Annotated in this window: 14 protein-coding genes and 1 tRNA gene; 3 read left to right on the top strand and 12 right to left on the bottom strand. The window is 43.2% G+C overall.

Going from position 1 to position 17,437, the window contains the following annotated elements:
• Nucleotides 1-223: 223 nt before the first annotated feature.
• The 3 genes from HPL003_RS16280 to HPL003_RS16270 all read right to left on the bottom strand — a co-directional run bounded on the left by HPL003_RS16280 (nt 224) and on the right by HPL003_RS16270 (nt 1,898).
• Nucleotides 224-308 (bottom strand) — tRNA-Leu (locus HPL003_RS16280).
• 493 nt (nt 309-801) lie between these two features.
• Nucleotides 802-1,314: a GNAT family N-acetyltransferase gene (locus HPL003_RS16275; RefSeq protein ID WP_014280789.1), complete on the bottom strand. Its 513-nt coding sequence runs from the start codon at nt 1,312-1,314 to the stop codon at nt 802-804.
• A 68-nt stretch (nt 1,315-1,382) separates the two neighbouring features.
• Nucleotides 1,383-1,898 (bottom strand): hypothetical protein, encoded by a 516-nt coding sequence (locus HPL003_RS16270; protein WP_014280788.1) that lies wholly within the window; start codon nt 1,896-1,898, stop codon nt 1,383-1,385.
• 457 nt (nt 1,899-2,355) lie between these two features.
• Between HPL003_RS16270 and HPL003_RS16265 the strand changes: the two genes are divergently transcribed.
• Nucleotides 2,356-2,859, top strand: coding sequence for a hypothetical protein (locus HPL003_RS16265; RefSeq protein ID WP_014280787.1), 504 nt, complete (start codon nt 2,356-2,358; stop codon nt 2,857-2,859).
• A 204-nt stretch (nt 2,860-3,063) separates the two neighbouring features.
• On the opposite strand, the gene nspC is transcribed toward HPL003_RS16265, so the two are convergent.
• The 4 genes from nspC to HPL003_RS16245 all read right to left on the bottom strand — a co-directional run bounded on the left by nspC (nt 3,064) and on the right by HPL003_RS16245 (nt 8,496).
• Nucleotides 3,064-4,203: a carboxynorspermidine decarboxylase gene (nspC, locus tag HPL003_RS16260; protein WP_014280786.1), complete on the bottom strand. Its 1,140-nt coding sequence runs from the start codon at nt 4,201-4,203 to the stop codon at nt 3,064-3,066.
• Nucleotides 4,204-4,211: 8 nt separating this feature from the next.
• Nucleotides 4,212-5,411 carry a saccharopine dehydrogenase family protein gene (locus HPL003_RS16255; protein WP_014280785.1) on the bottom strand — a complete coding sequence of 400 codons (1,200 nt, stop codon included), beginning with the start codon at nt 5,409-5,411 and terminating at the stop codon, nt 4,212-4,214.
• 404 nt (nt 5,412-5,815) lie between these two features.
• Nucleotides 5,816-7,696 carry a molecular chaperone HtpG gene (gene htpG, locus HPL003_RS16250; RefSeq protein ID WP_014280784.1) on the bottom strand — a complete coding sequence of 627 codons (1,881 nt, stop codon included), beginning with the start codon at nt 7,694-7,696 and terminating at the stop codon, nt 5,816-5,818.
• Between the two features lie 176 nt (nt 7,697-7,872).
• A complete protein-coding gene (locus HPL003_RS16245) occupies nt 7,873-8,496 on the bottom strand; it encodes an SMI1/KNR4 family protein (protein ID WP_014280783.1) in 624 nt (207 codons plus the stop codon).
• Nucleotides 8,497-8,796: 300 nt separating this feature from the next.
• On the opposite strand from HPL003_RS16245, the gene HPL003_RS16240 reads away from it, so the two are divergent.
• A complete protein-coding gene (locus HPL003_RS16240) occupies nt 8,797-9,927 on the top strand; it encodes a phosphodiester glycosidase family protein (RefSeq protein ID WP_014280782.1) in 1,131 nt (376 codons plus the stop codon).
• 319 nt (nt 9,928-10,246) lie between these two features.
• Here HPL003_RS16240 and HPL003_RS29850 read toward each other — a convergent pair whose 3' ends face one another.
• Nucleotides 10,247-10,351 (bottom strand): hypothetical protein, encoded by a 105-nt coding sequence (locus HPL003_RS29850; RefSeq protein ID WP_014280781.1) that lies wholly within the window; start codon nt 10,349-10,351, stop codon nt 10,247-10,249.
• Between the two features lie 643 nt (nt 10,352-10,994).
• On the opposite strand from HPL003_RS29850, the gene HPL003_RS16235 reads away from it, so the two are divergent.
• Nucleotides 10,995-11,339, top strand: a complete 345-nt coding sequence (locus tag HPL003_RS16235; RefSeq protein ID WP_014280780.1) for a helix-turn-helix domain-containing protein — start codon at nt 10,995-10,997, stop codon at nt 11,337-11,339.
• A 141-nt stretch (nt 11,340-11,480) separates the two neighbouring features.
• On the opposite strand, the gene tkt is transcribed toward HPL003_RS16235, so the two are convergent.
• The 4 genes from tkt to HPL003_RS16215 are packed head-to-tail and all read right to left on the bottom strand — an operon-like array spanning nt 11,481 to nt 17,245.
• Complete coding sequence (gene tkt / locus HPL003_RS16230; protein WP_014280779.1) at nt 11,481-13,493, bottom strand: transketolase; 2,013 nt, start codon at nt 13,491-13,493, stop codon at nt 11,481-11,483.
• 54 nt (nt 13,494-13,547) lie between these two features.
• Complete coding sequence (locus HPL003_RS16225; RefSeq protein WP_014280778.1) at nt 13,548-14,906, bottom strand: PTS ascorbate transporter subunit IIC; 1,359 nt, start codon at nt 14,904-14,906, stop codon at nt 13,548-13,550.
• Nucleotides 14,907-14,921: 15 nt separating this feature from the next.
• Nucleotides 14,922-15,203 (bottom strand): PTS sugar transporter subunit IIB, encoded by a 282-nt coding sequence (locus HPL003_RS16220; protein WP_010349015.1) that lies wholly within the window; start codon nt 15,201-15,203, stop codon nt 14,922-14,924.
• A complete protein-coding gene (locus tag HPL003_RS16215; protein ID WP_014280777.1) occupies nt 15,200-17,245 on the bottom strand; it encodes a BglG family transcription antiterminator in 2,046 nt (681 codons plus the stop codon). The genes HPL003_RS16220 and HPL003_RS16215 overlap by 4 nt, the downstream gene beginning before the upstream one ends.
• Between the last annotated feature and the right edge of the window lie 192 nt (nt 17,246-17,437).

Genomic DNA, 17,437 nt, shown 5'->3' with positions numbered 1-17,437 from the left:
AATGTGCCAGCTTGCTTTTGCTAACGGTGTCAGCTTAAAGGAAATTCAGGCATGGCTGGGGCATAGCCATTATTTCACGACCGCCAACATCTATGTTCATCTTGAATACAGCTCAAAGATTTCTTCGGCTCAAGTGATGAGCAATACATTGCAAATTCCGGGTATGCAAAAAGCTCCTGAATCTCCAAGAGGAAATTCAAGAGCTCGTTCATTGTTAAAGCGATGCGGTCGAGAGGACTCGAACCTCCACGGGGAGTTAGCCCACACGGACCTGAACCGTGCGCGTCTGCCAATTCCGCCACGACCGCATATTATGTATTCATGATGATGTTTTTAATCACCGTAATTAAGATTATATCTCTCATGGATCGTAAAATCAAGTAGTTTTTATATTATTATATTTTTCTATAAATAACACCTAGAAACATGCATATAAAACTGGATATCGCGCACCATATATGGTAATATGAACGCATCAGGAAAGGAGGTGCGTCAACATTAGTAATCATATGTTGAGCGTATCCCTTACCCTATCCGCTAATCTCTAATTTTCAGAGTTAACGGAGGCGCGGGATACGGATCAAGGCTTTAGCCAAGCGCCACGGGTGAAAAGACCGTCCATAAAGACGGTCTTTTTTATTTCAGCTTATTAGCTACCGAATAAAGTTACATATTGTGAAAAGAGGCGATTACCGTGTCTTGGATACTTGGCGGCTCTGTTTATACGTGTCGACTCTCAAAGAAAGGGATATGGCATAAGCAGAGCCCTTTATTTTTATATAACTAGCGATATATGTTCTCTCATTTAAGCTTAAGCCCGTAAACCTCGGTATATAAAAGCTGCTTGAACGGAGCAAACGCTTGTTCTGACAACGCATCTGGATAACTCATAATTTGAAGCGGCAGATCAGCCTGTCCTTCTCTTAGAGGAGGCTGTACATATTCAAACGGATTCAGATGAAACCCCAAACGTTCATAAAAACAGATTCTTCTCCGGGTCCATTCATCCACTGGCGGCTCAACCTCCAGTACTACCGGTTTATCAGACTGTAAGATAAATCTACTCATGAGCTTTTTGCCTAATCCGCCACCTCGTATACGGGAATCTACCGCAATGTGCTCTACAAACCGAAAATATGCAAATTCCCAGCCCGCCAAAAAGGCCACTGTATTGCCCTGCTCATTCTTTTCAGTCATGATGCGATAGCTAGGATGCTTCAATAAAGCTTTTTGAGACTCAAACGACCTGCACTCTGATTCTGGAAAAGAAGCATCCATGATCGCATATATTTCAGAAAAATCGGGTTCATTCATCTTATATCCAGCTCCTTTACCCCTAAATCCCCTAAATGATGGCTGTATTCCATCATTAAGAGGAATGTTTAGACCTTGTGCAATTCCGTAAGCGTCAGCAAAATATGCTCCAATAGCTCCGGGATATCCTCCATCTGATCTTCATTAATTTGTCTGGAAAATTGAAGCTCAATCTTGTTTTGATATGTAGCTGCCTTCTCCCCGTAAACAAAGCTGAGCGTTTGGAGCGGCCTAAGATCCGGCTTCCAAACTTGCGTCAATATATCTTCAATCTGACTGCACTGTGTTTCCATCTCACGAACTTCCATATAGAAGCTAAGCAGCAGTACACATCCGGGGATTTGATCTTCGATCTCCAAAATTTCCGCAGCCAAGTTGTTTAAATCTGCATTTAGGCGAATTTCTGCCGTCACACCGGGTCGTTCCTTCAGCATGAATTGTATAGCGAATTCACGCGACATCACGGACATTTCCAATCGGTCGATCCGTTGCGTGATTTCAATACGTGAATCCAGACTATCCAGATCGTATACTGCATTTTCCATACCTACTTTTAAATTATCAAAAACCGTCGGGTCAAACATGTTCATTTCACCTCTGCCTATCATTCCTTATGTTTCATACATTTAACATTCAAATATGATTCCAATCAAATGAGTATATCATAAATGTTGACAGCCAAGAAATTCATCGATATTCAAAGCAAAAAAGCTTTCTAAAAAACCTATAATCAACGGAATAAAATGGTGTAAGTTATATCTTTTTTGCCCATTAACACTACAATATGTAATGTTATAATCACACGAGTGGGTTACATGATACATAGTTCATTTTCTTTTCTACAGAACTTCCTTAGATTCTACTCCTGAGAGATGAAAAAATACACCTTTGTAACATAATGTTCTATTATATTTATTTTATTGATAAATATCCCTTTTTATTATTCCAATTTACTGGTAAATAGTATACAATAAAATCAACTTAATTACCAATATATTCATATAAATGAATATAAATCCCAAAAAAGAGAGGAATTTATTCATGAAAAAAACGTTGTTAGCTTCATTAGGCTTGACCCTTATGCTAAGTACTTCTGCCAGTGTCGCGTTAGCCGAAGAAGCAAATTCTGTACCAGTAGCAAAGGAATCAATTCTTGCCTCTTCACTTACAGGTAATGAACAGGAGCCAAATGATGATTTTGACCAAGCTAACGAATTTTTAATAGGTGATGCTTTCATTGGAACCCTCGGTAAAGAGGGGGTACCCGGAGTCTGGGAAGCCTACGATGTATTTAAATTTAAGGCTTTTGAATCACAAGAAGTTCATTTTACAATTCAGGGAGACAGATATCCTGATTGCTGGTTGCAACTGACTATTTACGATAGTAATGGTCAAAGAATTAAACGTTCAAGAAACGGCCAATACTTTTTAAATACAGATGTTGAAAAAGGTAAGGAGTACTACCTAGCCGTCGATGCGCCAGGACTTCAACCTTACACAGGAAAAACATTCTTTTATAAAGTCTCTTCTGAAGTTGTAGAGTAAACTATTTAAAATCATGAACCTAATCAAGTAGTTAAATCATTATTTAATGCCTGCTGTTGTATTGGATACATACAAAAGGCACGTATAAAAATCAAAAAAATCTCTAACTATACCAAAAGCCGCGTCCCTATCTCAAGGGGCGCGGCTTTTGGTAGTTCAATCATTCCATTCCGTACATTCAGTCATTAAAGCTCCATCTATTTCTTACGACAAACGTGAGCTAAAATCCTCATAGGAGAACTGGCGGATCACCTTAATGCCTTCTTCGTCATTGTAGCTGGCGATGGCTGGCAGGTTGACTCCGTTAAACATGTGGTTTTTGACCATCGTATAATGGGCCATATCGCAGAATACAAGCTTGTCTCCCGGCTTCAAAGGCTCTTTAAAGGAATAGTCCCCGATCACATCTCCGGCTAGGCAAGTAAGTCCACCGAGTCTGTAGGTGTGTGCATACTCACCAGGCTTGCCTGCATCAATGATATTCGGACGATATGGCATAGCCAGTACATCAGGCATATGACATTCAGCCGAAGTATCCAGAATCGCAATGTCCATTCCGTTTTTCATCGTATCCAGAACTGTAGCGACCAGATAACCGGTATTCAAAGCGATAGCTTCGCCCGGCTCCAGGTAAACCTGTACACCATATTTATCCTGGAAATATTGGATACAGCGTACCAGCGTGTCCAGATCATAGTCTTCTCTGGTGATATGATGACCACCGCCAAAATTAAGCCATTTCATCTGCTTAATGTATGGTCCGAATTTCTCATCCACGACTTTAATGGTGCGCTCCAGTGTGTCTGAATTCTGTTCACACATCGTATGAAAATGAATACCGTCTACGCCATCCAGATCCTCAGGCTTAAAGTTAGCCAAGGTCACACCCATTCTGGAGTTGTTGTAGCAAGGATCATAGAGCGGAGTTTCGATTTCCGAATATTCCGGATTGACTCGAATTCCAATCTCTATCTTTTTGGAAGTCACGCCTTGCACCTTACTTTTGAACCGCTTCAATTGATCGAAAGAGTTGAAAACCACGTGGTCGACATACTCCAGCAACTCATCGAATTCCCGATCAACATAAGCAGGTGCGTATACGTGAACTTCTTTGTCCATTTTTTCCCGACCGAGTCTCGCTTCGAACAGCGAGCTGGCGGTTACGCCTTTTAAATATTTTCCAACCAGAGGAAATGTCGAAAACATCGAAAATCCTTTAAGCGCAAGCAAAATATTACAGCCTGTTCGCTCTTGAACAGAATTTAAAACCTCAAGGTTTTTCACAAGAAGTCTTTCGTCAACAAGGTAACAAGGTGATGGAAGTCCGCTAATATCAATATTCATCGCAGGCCTCAATCAAGCAACGTTGGCGTAAAGCTTTCTTGCCATGGCAATCCGTGTTTATTCAGTGCTTCCATGAATGGATCTGGATCAAATTCCTCAACGTTGTATACGCCTGGTTTTTTCCAGATGCCTTTAATGATAAGCATTGCGCCGATCATGGCAGGAACGCCTGTTGTGTAGGAAATGGCTTGGGAGCCAACCTCTGCATAACATTCCTCATGATCACACACATTGTATACATAATACGTTTTCGGTTTTCCGTCTTTAATACCCTGAATGATACATCCAATGTTCGTTTTACCCTTGGTTCTAGGTCCCAGGGAAGCCGGGTCTGGCAAAATGGCTTTCAGGAATTGCAATGGAATGATTTGCTGTCCTTCGTAATCAATAGGCTCGATGGAAGTCATGCCTACGTTTTGAAGCACGTTCAAATGATTCAGGTAATTGTCCGAGAAAGTCATCCAGAAACGGATTTTTTTCACACCTTTAATGTTCACTGCAAGAGATTCCAGTTCTTCATGGTACAAAAGATATATATTTTTCGGTCCGATTTCAGGAAGGTCATATACCTTTTTCTCGGAAAGCGGCTCAGTTTCAATCCACTCTCCATTTTCAAAGTAACGGCCCTTCGCCGTAATTTCCCGAATATTAATTTCCGGATTAAAGTTAGTTGCAAAAGGATATCCGTGGTCTCCTGCATTCGCATCTACAATATCAATCGTATGAATTTCATCAAAATAATGCTTTTGAGCATAAGCCGTAAATACTCCAGTCACGCCTGGATCAAAACCGCTGCCCAGCAGAGCTGTAATGCCCGCTTTTTCGAATCTTTCTTTGTAGGCCCATTGCCAGCTGTATTCAAACTTCGGCGTATCCGGCGGTTCATAATTCGCCGTATCAACGTAATGAACGCCTGTCTCAAGGCAAGCATCCATAATCGTTAAATCCTGATAAGGGAGAGCCACATTGATAACTACATCCGGTTGAAAGCTTCGAATCAGGTCAATGACCATGTCGGTGTTGTCAGCATCAAGCTGAGCCGTTTGTATCTTAGTACGGCCTCCACCCAGCTTTTCTTTAAGCGCATCGCATTTCTCAACAGTTCTGCTCGCGATACAAATTTCTTCAAATACATCTGGGTTTTGGCAACATTTATGCACCACAACGCTGGCCACGCCACCGGCGCCAATAATCAATGCTTTTCCCAAAATAAATAACCTCCTTATTCCATACGCTAATCGCTAATCATTCTTGCAAACAAAATGATTATAAAGACATCCCACCAAATAATCAAGAAAAACGATAATTTGCAGTGTAAAAATTCACACCGCTATGTCACAAAAATTTTACAAATCCCAAATTCAGGTATGAAAACGCCATAAAATGAAGAGAACAAAAGCAACTTCAAAGGCATTTCAAGGAAGTCAGTACACGTTTACCGGAAGTTTTTTTGCATTCCAAGCAAACAGCCTTAAAGAGTTTATATTATCTTATATCAAATAAAAAGGCCACCCCGCCAATTCCTATGAAGAAGATTCAGAGGGGGAAAGAGCTATGTCATGAATAAAGCCGCCCCCGATGCGGGAACGGCTCTGTACAGCATTAAAGCTTGTTAAACCATGATTTTGCAAATATCGTTGGTGAATTCAACCGGGTCTTGCAGTGGCAAGCCTTCGATCAACAGGGCCTGATTATACAGCAATGCTGTATAAAGATTGACCTTCTCCTTGTCCACGGCAAAAGCCTCTTTCAGAGAGTTGAACACCGCATGATTGATGTTGATTTCCAGCACTTTATTCGCTTTGACATCGGCGTTGTTCGGCATGGCATTTAAGATTTTCTCCATTTCAATCGTCACTTCGCCGTCTGCGGACAGACACACCGGATGTGTCTTCAAGCGCTTGGAGGCTTTAACACTGGATACCTTGCCTTCCAACAAGCCCTTCATGTACTCGAACAGCTCTTTGTTGTCGTTTTGTTCCGCTTCTGTTTCCTTCTCGTTCTCGTCAGTCTCAATGCCCAGATCGCCACTGGATACAGATTTGAACTCTTTCTCCTTGTAGCTCAAGAGCATTTTAATAGCGAACTCATCAATATCGTCGGTGAAGTACAGAATTTCGTAGCCTTTGTCGGCCACCATTTCGGTCTGCGGCAGCTTCTCAATACGCTTGTTGGATTCCCCGGAAGCATAGTAAATATACTTCTGATCCTCAGGCATACGGGATACATATTCGTCCAGTGTAACCTGCTTTTTCTCTGTAGAAGAGTAGAACATGAGTAGATCCTGAAGTGTCTCCTTATGTCTGCCATAATCGTTGTAGACGCCAAATTTCAATTGTCTGCCAAATGATTTGTAGAATTGATCATACTTTTCCCGGTCATTTTTGAGCAGGGTCAGCAGTTGGCCTTTGATTTTGCTTTCGATATTTTTGGCAATCAGCTTCAGTTGGCGGTCATGCTGCAACATTTCTCTGGAAATGTTCAGCGACAAGCTTTCGGAGTCCACCATACCTTTGACAAAGCTAAAATAATCCGGCAGCAGGTCAGGCGATTTTTCCATAATCAGCACGCCGTTAGCGTACAGTTCCAGTCCTTTTTCATACTCCTTGGAATAGAAATCAAACGGGATATTTTCTGGAATAAACAAAATAGCCTGATACACCACCGCGCCGTCCGCGCTGACGTGGATATGCTGGAGTGGCTTGTCGTAGCCATAGCGTTTTTCCGCATAAAAATGTTGATAATCTTCGTCGGTCAGCTCGCTTTTGTTCTTTCTCCAGATGGGAACCATGCTGTTAATACGCTGCTCTTCTTCGTAATCTTCGAACTCGTTGTCACTGCCCTCTTTCAAACGTTTGCCTGTAACATCCATCTTGATCGGATAGCGAATAAAGTCAGAGTATTTCTTGATCAGTGCTTTTAAACGATACTCGTCCAAATATTCGTCGTAGGACTCGTCCTCGGTATTTGCTTTGATTTTCAAAACAATCACAGAACCGACTTCATCCTTCTCTGCTGGCTCAATGGTATACCCGTCTGCACCTGTGGATTCCCACTTATAAGCGGTATCGCTGCCCAGTGCCTTTGTAGTCACTGTAACGACATCCGCCACCATGAACGCAGAATAGAAGCCGACCCCGAACTGTCCAATGATGTCATGTCCATCCTTGGATCCATTCTCATTTTTGAACGCCAGCGAGCCGCTTTTAGCAATAACACCCAGATTGTTTTCCAGCTCTTCCTTAGTCATACCAATTCCGGTATCGCGAAGGGTGAGCGTTCTGTTCTCCTTGTCAGCCGTTACTTTGATATAGTAATTTTCTTTGTCAAAGACCAGTTGATCGTCCGTCAGCGCTTTGTAATAAATTTTGTCAATCGCATCACTTGCGTTGGAGATCAGCTCTCTTAGAAAAATTTCCTTTTGCGTGTAAATCGAGTTAATCATCATTTCGAGCAGACGCTTGGACTCAGCCTGAAACTGTTTTTTCTCCATTCTGATATCTCCTTTCGAATATGAACCTTATGTAAGGCTGCACATGGGGAACCGCCCAAACAGGAAAACCTGTTAGCACTCCCCTCATTCGAGTGCCAGCCTACCTTTTTTTATAACATTCCTCATTTTTTATGTCAATACGATAGATACTCGGTACAGCCCCAATCTCGAAATCGTTAGTGCCTGATCTGCTTAAACATGACGTTAAACATCTCGACAGAAGATGGGAACAACCCTTGTACATGGGGAATCAGGTTACCTCTAATCCGTAACTCATCCTTGTCCAGATGCTGCAAATCCTCATGAAAGAACCACACGATGGGATAGTCTCCATCCTTATCCCTGCTTCCTGCATTCAAACAAACGGGGCCCTGATCGTCCTCTGCAATTGCAAAAGGGATATAGCCTGCCGATAGCAAGGGCGACCATTCGCGGATCAAATCATGAAATCCTTTCAAGCCTTGACCCACAGGCAGTCGCGGAAACTCGATAAAGGCACAATCGCTCCAGTATACTCCAGGAATGAATTCGTTATCGAATTGTAAAGACACATAATGATAGGACATGATGAAACTTCTCAGCAGGGGAGGAAGCTCGAAGTGGTAGGTTTCTTCAAGATCCCGAACCTCCTGTTCTGTGATCTGCGAAGAAAGAGGCTTCCACTTGATCCAGCCCTCCTCATCGACATTGCCGTCACGCATCTCGAAGGGTACATTTTCTACCAAGTCCATAAAAAAAGCTTCATCCATATGAGCAAATAACTCCTTCATGGATGTGCGAATATCCGCCTTCTTGTCCATGTCCCCGCACCTCTTTCCTTTCTATATCAGAACTGCATCATATGCCATTACATATTTTTTCAAGTTCAGCATAACAGATTTTGCTTTTATCATCATTTTCAAGATATTAGTATTACCAGCGCTCTCTGCGGGGGTAATCCGCAAGTCTCCGCTCGTATCTGCTCATTTCAGGCCCACCTCGTTTCGATATCAGCTGAACTCTTAAAATTCACATATACATACATTTACAACTTATAAAATCCGATATAAGTACAAGCACCTCGTAAAGTGTCAAGACTACATAAGGAGATTGATCTATTCATGAAAAGAATCACCGCACTTGTTATCCTATCCCTGCTATTAATTGTAACCCCGATCTACGCTGCTGCACCAGCGCCCATGCTGGTCTATGTGGATCAGAGCAACCACTCCTTCATCCCTCTCCGCCTCCTGAACAGCTATGAAGGGATCACTATCAACATGACAGCAACGGACAAAAAGATTGAGATTGCCCAAGATGATACCCGGCTCACATTATTTGCAGGACAGTCTACAGCCAAAGTTAATGACCAGACCGTTCGTATGCAAAGCGTTCCTTTTACCGACAATGGTTCCACCTATGTTCCCTTGCAGTTCATCAGCCAGCACCTAAACCTGCAAGTCTCATGGCAAAAGGAAACCTCATCCGTACATATCAAGCAAGGCACAACGTCCGTCACGCTTCCGGTACTCACGGGCAAGCTACCCGGCAGCACCACACCGATCACGACGGCTCACAAGAGCTTCAAGGTCGGATCACGCACCTTCTCCGCCAAGGTGGTCACCATCTCCATACTTCATCCCAAGGTGAATCTGGACGTGGCGCTGGCAGGCAATACCATCGGCAAAGTGGAGAACTTAAGCGGTCTCGCCAAACGTAATCAAGCGGTTGTAGCCATAAACGGTACCTACTTTGACGCGTATACCCAAAGCTCTTACAAAACACCTTACGGCTATCTGGTCAGCCATGGGAAATTGTTGAAAAAAAGCTCCGGCGACCAACGAACCGTCTTTACTTACGATGCTAACCATTTGGCCGAGCTGGTTTCCGGCCCTGCCTTTGAAGAACGGTTAAGCGAAGGCAACGTCGAAGGCGCCCTTCAAGCTGGACCTCGTCTGGTGACGAACGGAAAGGTTTCCCTGAATGTCAAAGCTGAAGGCTTCAAGGACCCCAAAATATTAACAGGCGGCGGGGCCCGCAGCGCACTCGGGATTACACAGGATCATAAGCTAATCCTTCTGACCACAGGCGGAGCCACTATTCCACAGCTCGCTCAAATCATGAAGCAGGCGGGCGCTTATCAGGCCATGAATTTGGACGGCGGTGCTTCCAGCGGGCTGTATTACAACGGCTCCTATCTCACCACACCCGGTCGCCAAATCAGTAATGCGATTATTGTAAAATATCAATAGGCTTAAAGGCTGTCTTCGCGGGTGTGTGAGCCGTGGGGATGGCCTTTTCCATTTTGGGTTTCCACCTGTTCATGGACTGCTTACTACATTCATCGTGCTATCCTCCTGATTTTGGTCGGCGAATCTCCGTTTTTTCACGTATTCTGCCATCCATGTATGTCATATTGCTGAGGGAAATTTTGCCTGTACATAAAGTATAGCAATGCTTGCAGGGCCAGACAATATGTATAGGCTAACATCCATTCGCACAAAAAAAGCCTTCCCTCACGATGTAGTGAAAGAAGGCTGCTTTATGGATTTAAACGATACTAAAGAGCTGTTAGATCAGAAAAGATTTAGTAATAATCACCAGCAAAATGAACAATACCAGAATCGCGCCTGTGGATGTCCATGCTCCACCGCCACCGTAGCCAACTTCACCCATGTCTGAATCCCTCCTTGCTTTAAAGCATACTCTTATTGTATGAAGAAAAGCGGTATACGATAGGGCACATTGGCAAGTTTATTTGGCAGGATAGCTTCCTAGAAAATGGACTGGTACATCTCGGATGAATCGGTAATTACTCGTGGTGACAATTGACAGAGAATTTCGTCAGTTCTGCGCAGCAACCTGCTCGCATCCTTGTTCTTCATTTTTTGAAGGAGTGGGGTTTCTAACTGGGATGAAAGAAATTGAATGGTGCCTATAAAAACGACAACATCTAATCCTGGGTAGGTTTCGGTATGTAATAAGTGTAGCAAGTCAGTCATGGATAGGGATCTTGGAGAGAAAAGGCTGTCGTTTTCTTTCATATATAGGGATTTCAGCATGGAAGTCAAAGCCCAGTCACATAAGATAATGCAGCATTGGAGCTGGTTGTGCTTTTGCAGGATTTTGGCTAGTTTCATGTGGTATTGGGATTGTGTGTAGAAATCGGTTCATATCTATTCCTCCAGAGAATTTCAATATTAGTCTTATTATACCCCAAAATAATACTTATAGATATTATTAATATTTATTGTATTCATCATTCAATGTTTTCCTTTAGATATCTTGTCTACACTTTTAGAATAGTGAGGTGTAGACGATGGAAGATAAAGAAGTTCTTAAATTAGTGGGTGCCAGGATACGTGCTTTGCGAAAAGAAAAGGGCTTGTCTCAGGAATCGCTTGGAGAAAAAGGTGGATTTCATTTTTCATACATAGGGCAGATTGAACGTGGGGAAAAGAACGTATCGTTATTGAATATAGCTAAAATTGCAGATGCACTGGATGTTAATTTGATTCAGCTTTTTGCTTATGTAAATGAGGAAATTAAGGTTACAAAGCATGAAGCCGAACTAAATGAAATACTAACATTGCTTAGAAAGTCAAACCCTCAAAAAATTAAGCTAGCGAAAAATATTGTTAAAGAGATTTTAAACAATGAATAATGACACGCACGCATACGTGATTCAGTTACATCGTTAGAAACATATCAAAAAAGCCGCTCATCAGATTGATCTAATGAACGACTTTTTTTGCGTAACTGCTTAGTAGCGTGTTTGCGCCTTTTCAGTGTTTCTAATTTCTTATCATTTCCTTAATTCAGCAAGTACCTCTTTCGCTAAAGCAACGATATTGGCTGCGTTAAAGCCAAAGGCCTCTACAACTTCGGCTCCTTTACCAGATGCGCCAAAACGATCAATGGCTAACATCTTACCGTCCAGACCGATATAGCGTTCCCAGCCAAAGCTTGCCCCCATTTCAATGCCAACGCGGGCACGTATTGCTTTGGGCAAGACTCTTTCTTTGTAAGCTTCGTCCTGCTGATCAAAAGCAGATGTGTTCGGCAAGCTTACGACAGATGCTGAAATGCCTGCGTTTTCCAAGATACTCTGTGCTTCGACAGCCAGCTTCACCTCTGAACCACTTGCGATTAACAGCAAATCTGGTACTTCTTTGGAAGCAGGCGCTAAAATATATCCGCCTTTTTTCACACCTTCCAATGCCTTTTCAGAACTGCCTGCAAGGACCGGCAAAGCCTGACGTGTAAGGACAAGTGCTGTCGGTGTTGAAACTGATGAGATCGCCATATGCCAGGCAGCGATCACTTCATTTCCGTCTGCGGGACGGATTACATTTAAATTCGGCATCGCACGCAATCCTGCCAGTTGCTCGATCGGCTCATGGGTAGGTCCGTCTTCTCCTACGATAATGGAGTCATGGGTTAGGACGTAAATCACCGGAAGTTGCTGAATGGCCGCCAAGCGTATAGCTGCTTTTAAATAATCGGAAAATACAAAGAAAGTCCCTCCATAAATCTTTAACCCACCGTGCAGCGCTATGCCATTCATTTCAGCTGCCATCGCAAACTCACGTACACCAAACCAAATGTTGCGTGCAGCAGGAGCTGATTTAGAAAAACGTTCATCTCCTGCAATTAATGTCTTATTGGAGCTCGCTAAGTCAGCTGAACCGCCAAATAAATAAGGGACCTGCTGTGCAATCAAGTTCAAGATGTCACTGCTGGTATCTCGTCCTGCTTTACTTGAGCTTGCTTCGTAATCAGCCAGTGGTTTTTCCCAATCTAAGGGCAGTGTATTGGTAAAACTGTCATGAAACTGTTTAGCCAGTTCTGGATAACTTTCCGTATATTTCACCATTAGAGCCTGCCATTCAGCCTCGGCTTTGGCACCACGAGTTGCTACTTTTTCACGAAAAAGGGTATAGACTTCCTCTGATACGGTAAAAGCCGGTAGTTCCCATTGATAGCTCAATTTTGCCGCAGCCGTTCCTGCTTCTCCCAGAGGTGAACCATGAACTTTATGCGTACCTGCATGCGGTGAGCCAAACCCGATCACAGTCTTCACTTCAATAATTGTAGGTTGCGTATGATTTTCTCGTGCCAAGTCAATCGCTGCAGTAATCTTGCTAAGATCATTACCGTCTGTAACCAAGATATGTTGCCACCCACTGGACTCAAACCGCTGTTTTATATTTTCTGAGAAAGAGTGACTCAGTTCTCCATCCAGCGATATGTCATTGGAATCGTATAGCATGATTAATTTATCCAATTGCTCATGGCCAGCATGAGAGATCGCTTCATTAGCCACGCCTTCCATTAAATCACCATCTCCGCACAGACAATACGTGTAGTGATCCACAATCGGAAAGGACTCCTTATTATATAAACCTGCTAAATGCCGTTCTGCCAATGCCATGCCAACAGCCATCGCCACCCCTTGTCCCAAGGGTCCCGTCGTTGCTTCTACACCGTCGGTGTGTCCGACTTCTGGATGCCCGGGCGTTCGGGAACCTAGCTGCCGAAATTTCTTCAAATCGTTAATCGTCACATCAAAACCGGATAAGTGAAGCAGACTGTAAAGGAGCATGGACCCATGGCCAGCAGACAGAACGAACCGATCCCGATTTTCCCATCGCGAATTTTTGGGATTTACAAGTAATGCCTGTGACCAAAGAGCATAAGCCATAGGTGCTGCACCTAAAGGTAATCCGGGATGCCCAGAGTTTGCTTTATCAATCGCGTCTAAAGATAATGCTCGGATGGCCATGACGGCTTGAAGGTCTTGCTGATCAAATCTCATAAAGTTTGTCCTCTCTTCCTGATCCTCGTTTTTTATAGTGTTCATTTGTATTATTTATTGCGCGCTGCTTTTCGGCTTTTTCAGGCTTACCAAAATCATAATGAGTAACACCAAACCGATCCCGATCATCGTTATCATTTTTCCACCCATCTGGTTTAGCCCGCTCAAGAACAGCCCCACTACACCGAAGTCGGAATCGGAGAAGGTCGCGTTGGCTAACCCGAGATCCCCTAATACAGGTATTAATAGAATCGGCATGAAACTGATGAGCACCCCGTTCACAAATGCGCCTAAAATGGCGCCACGCACACCGCCCATGGTGTTTCCGAATACTCCTGCTGCCGCTCCTGTGAAGAAGTGCGGGACAACCCCAGGTAAAATAACAATCCCGCCGGATAAAACCAGGATGAGCATGCTGACAATCCCGCCCACAAAACTGGAGAAGAAGCCGATCAATACCGCGTTCGGAGCATAGGTATAAACAATGGGGACATCCAGCGCCGGTTTGGAATTCGGTACAATTTTCGTGGAAATCCCTTTGAATGCCGGTACAATTTCAGCCAAGACCAGACGTACACCCGACAAAATGATAAATACGCCTGCCGAAAACATCCCCGCCTGAAGTAGCGCAAATAAAATATAGTTTTTCCCATTACTCAAGTGACTTTCGACATAAGCCGGACCTGCAAAAATGGCTACAATGATGTAGAAGACCGCCATCGTTAATGCAATACTGACTGTACTGTCCCGCAGAAAGCCAAGTCCTTTCGGGAAATTGATTTCTTCAGTGGATACAATGTCTTTCTTGCCTTTCACTGCCATACCTACCAGCCCGCCAATCGCAAAGCCGACCGCGCCAGAATGCCCCAAAGCCACATTGTCATTGCCCGTTAATTTGCGGACAAATGGCTGCACAACGGCTGGAGAGAGCGACATGAAAATACCTACAGTCAGGGCTCCAAAAAGGATAAGGGAGACGGATGTGAAACCACTCACTGATAAAATGATAGCAATCATACATGACATGTATAGCGTAATATGACCTGTTAAAAAAATGTACTTAAATCGTGTAAAACGAGCAATCAGCAGGTTCACAATCATACCGAAAAACATAATCAGTGCGGTGGAGGAACCGTACTTACTCACGGCAAGAGCCACAATAGCTTCATTATTGGGAACGATACCGCTTACATGAAACGCTGCTTTAAACATATCGCCAAAAGGTGCAAGAGCTTGCTGCAAAACACCTGCGCCTGCGCTGATGACAAGAAATCCTACAAACGTTTTGGTCGTCCCCTTCAGGATATCCGAGAGATTTTTCCGCTGAGCCAGCAACCCTACCAAAGCAATCAACGCAACTAGCACGGACGGCTCACTTAAAACGTTAATGAGTATATTCAAAGCTTTATTCATATGGGCCAATTCTCCTTACAATAGATTTTTATCTTGTAAGACTGCTGTTAGTTTTGTGCGTAATTCCTCAAGATCGATAATGTTTTCCAGAACGACCACATCACCCAGGCTCGCTCCTCCTTCAGCAATGTCTCTGGCAAGAAAAAACACATCTGCGCTCCCAGGCGTAGCGGAACCCAGATCGGAATGATCTACTTCCACACCATCTACGCCCATCTCATTCAATAGCTGCTTAATATTCATTTCCACCATAAAGCTTGTTCCCAGACCAGAACCGCAAACTGTTAAAATTTTCATTTTTTATCGTCTCCTTTTTTTTGCATCATGGCTATAATTTCGTCCGCTGTTGTAGCTTCTTTCAAACGGTTTAACGAATCGTCGTTGACCAGAAACGAAGTCAATTCCGTCAGCGCCTTTAAGTGCAACTTATTGTCAATCGCCGCCAGGCAAATAAACATATCAATCGCATGCTCCGGCTGATCAAGCAGCAACACCGGTTTTTTCACTCGCAACAGCGACATCCCCAATTTCTGCACACCTTGTTCCGGCCGTGCATGTGGGATAGCAATTCCTTTGCCGACATGAATAAAAGCACCGATTTCCAAAACTCTGTTAATCATTGCCTGTGTGTAATCAGGTGTAATATAGTTCTGTTCCTCCAATGGTTTGGCTGCTAGTTGAATCGCTTCCTTCCAATCCAGGGGAGCATCCGTGAATTGAATTTTATCTACAGTTAAAAGCTCGGACAACATAGGGGAATGACTCCTTTCAATTGAACGCATCTGTCGTAAATGATTTGTTAAATCTGTATAAAGTGCTTTTTCGTTTTTAATCGTGGCATGTTTCCGTATGGTAGCCATTAATTCATCTATGGGTACAGCAGAGGGAACGGGCAATTCAAAATCAGCAGCAACAGCTTGCTGCAAATAATCTTCTTCTAATGCGGTTAATAATGGGCGAGTCAAGTAAACAGGTTTGGATGATTCCAAATAAATAGTAGAAAAAATCATGTCATAGCTATCTGGAGATATCTGTTTTAATTCCGCAACTGAATGTGATTCCGTAAAATGTACTCCCGGAAATAGCTGACACAATTGCGTCCGTAACATCATGGAGGAACTGATCCCGTTTGGACATACAATTGTAGCCCGGTATACTTTAGGTTCGGGTTCTAATCTGCGGACATGCCCCCCGAATAAAATAGTAAAGTATCCAACCTCTTCATCCGAAATCCACTCCCCTGTAAAATTAGACAATGGCTTCAACGCTTGCTTGACCAGTTTGAACAGGACACCATGTTCTGCTTTGATAGTGTCAATTAAAGGATTAGATAAAGGCACTTCACACATAATCCTAAAGTAAGCTGGTACCAAATGCTTGTACAAGATCGATTGCAAAACAGGTTTTTCTTTAAAGGGTACTAGGGTCAGTCGTTCTACTTCCCCGATAATTTCGTCAGATACATAACTCAGCTCTTCACTGGGATGCATATGGGGCACGCCCTGCGTAGCCGACAATAATTGAATCGTTAGATATACGATCTCCATCTCATGCACTTCATTAAACAAATAAGCGGATAATTTCTTGCCCATCAGATAGAGTGGTTGTTGTTGTATTAACTCTGTTTGCTTAGCGGGCAAAAACAGTGCATTACGCCCATAGCGGAATTGCAGAAACAACAGCTCATATATAAGTTGATCCAACCTGTTGCCCACAAAGACGACCTGATACTCATGAGCCATATCAGTTAATTGCTGCTTGATCGTTGTACTCGCATCTTCATATTTCCAACTATCCATCACCTGCTTGATACCCGGGCGTCCCATCGGTAGCTGCAATAGTGTCCCAATACATACCGACGCAAATCGACGCTTATGACGCTCTTCTCCCTCCAATTTAAAACCGTCCGTTCGGTTATAATCTAACTTGATACCTTCTCCCTGACAAAGCGCACGTAGCTTTTTGACATCTGCCAAGGCCGTATTCCTGCTTACCTGGAGCAAAGACTGATAATGAACGGTCGAAATCGGCTCCCGCCGGATATACGTGTATAAATAAATCAAATACAGTCGTTCATTCTCTTGAAAAACCAGTTGCTTGCGACTAAGTGATAATTCCTCATTTTTCCAATATCTCTTAACTCGTTCGTCAATCTTAAACCCCATTTCAATCACTTCAATCTTAGGTAAATCCAACTCAACCAGTCCGTCATTTAATTTATTCAGTGTATATTCAAACTGTCGAGGCGATAAATTCAATTGAAGTCTCAACTCCGGAATTGACAACTTCGGATAGTTAACCATCTGAGTTAGCAATTGCAATGACTTGTGGTCAAACATCTTATGAGCCTCCTTGTGCTCATTATAAATGAAAATTATGAGCCATATCATAGCTATTGAATCCAATCTTTGTTGTGATGTCGGCAGATGTATTGGACTGAAGTTGTCATCTTTTACTTATATGCGTAAGGCAAGCGGCTCCTGTAAAATCAATAGTTTGACCTGTAGGGGGTGAGGTAATAATTCTACAAA

Source organism: Paenibacillus terrae HPL-003 (genome assembly GCF_000235585.1).
In the GTDB taxonomy this organism is placed as follows: Bacteria; Bacillota; Bacilli; order Paenibacillales; family Paenibacillaceae; genus Paenibacillus; species Paenibacillus terrae_B.
The sequence above is the reverse complement of the archived record's forward strand: the minus strand, read 5'-3'. Positions and strand labels throughout refer to the sequence as shown.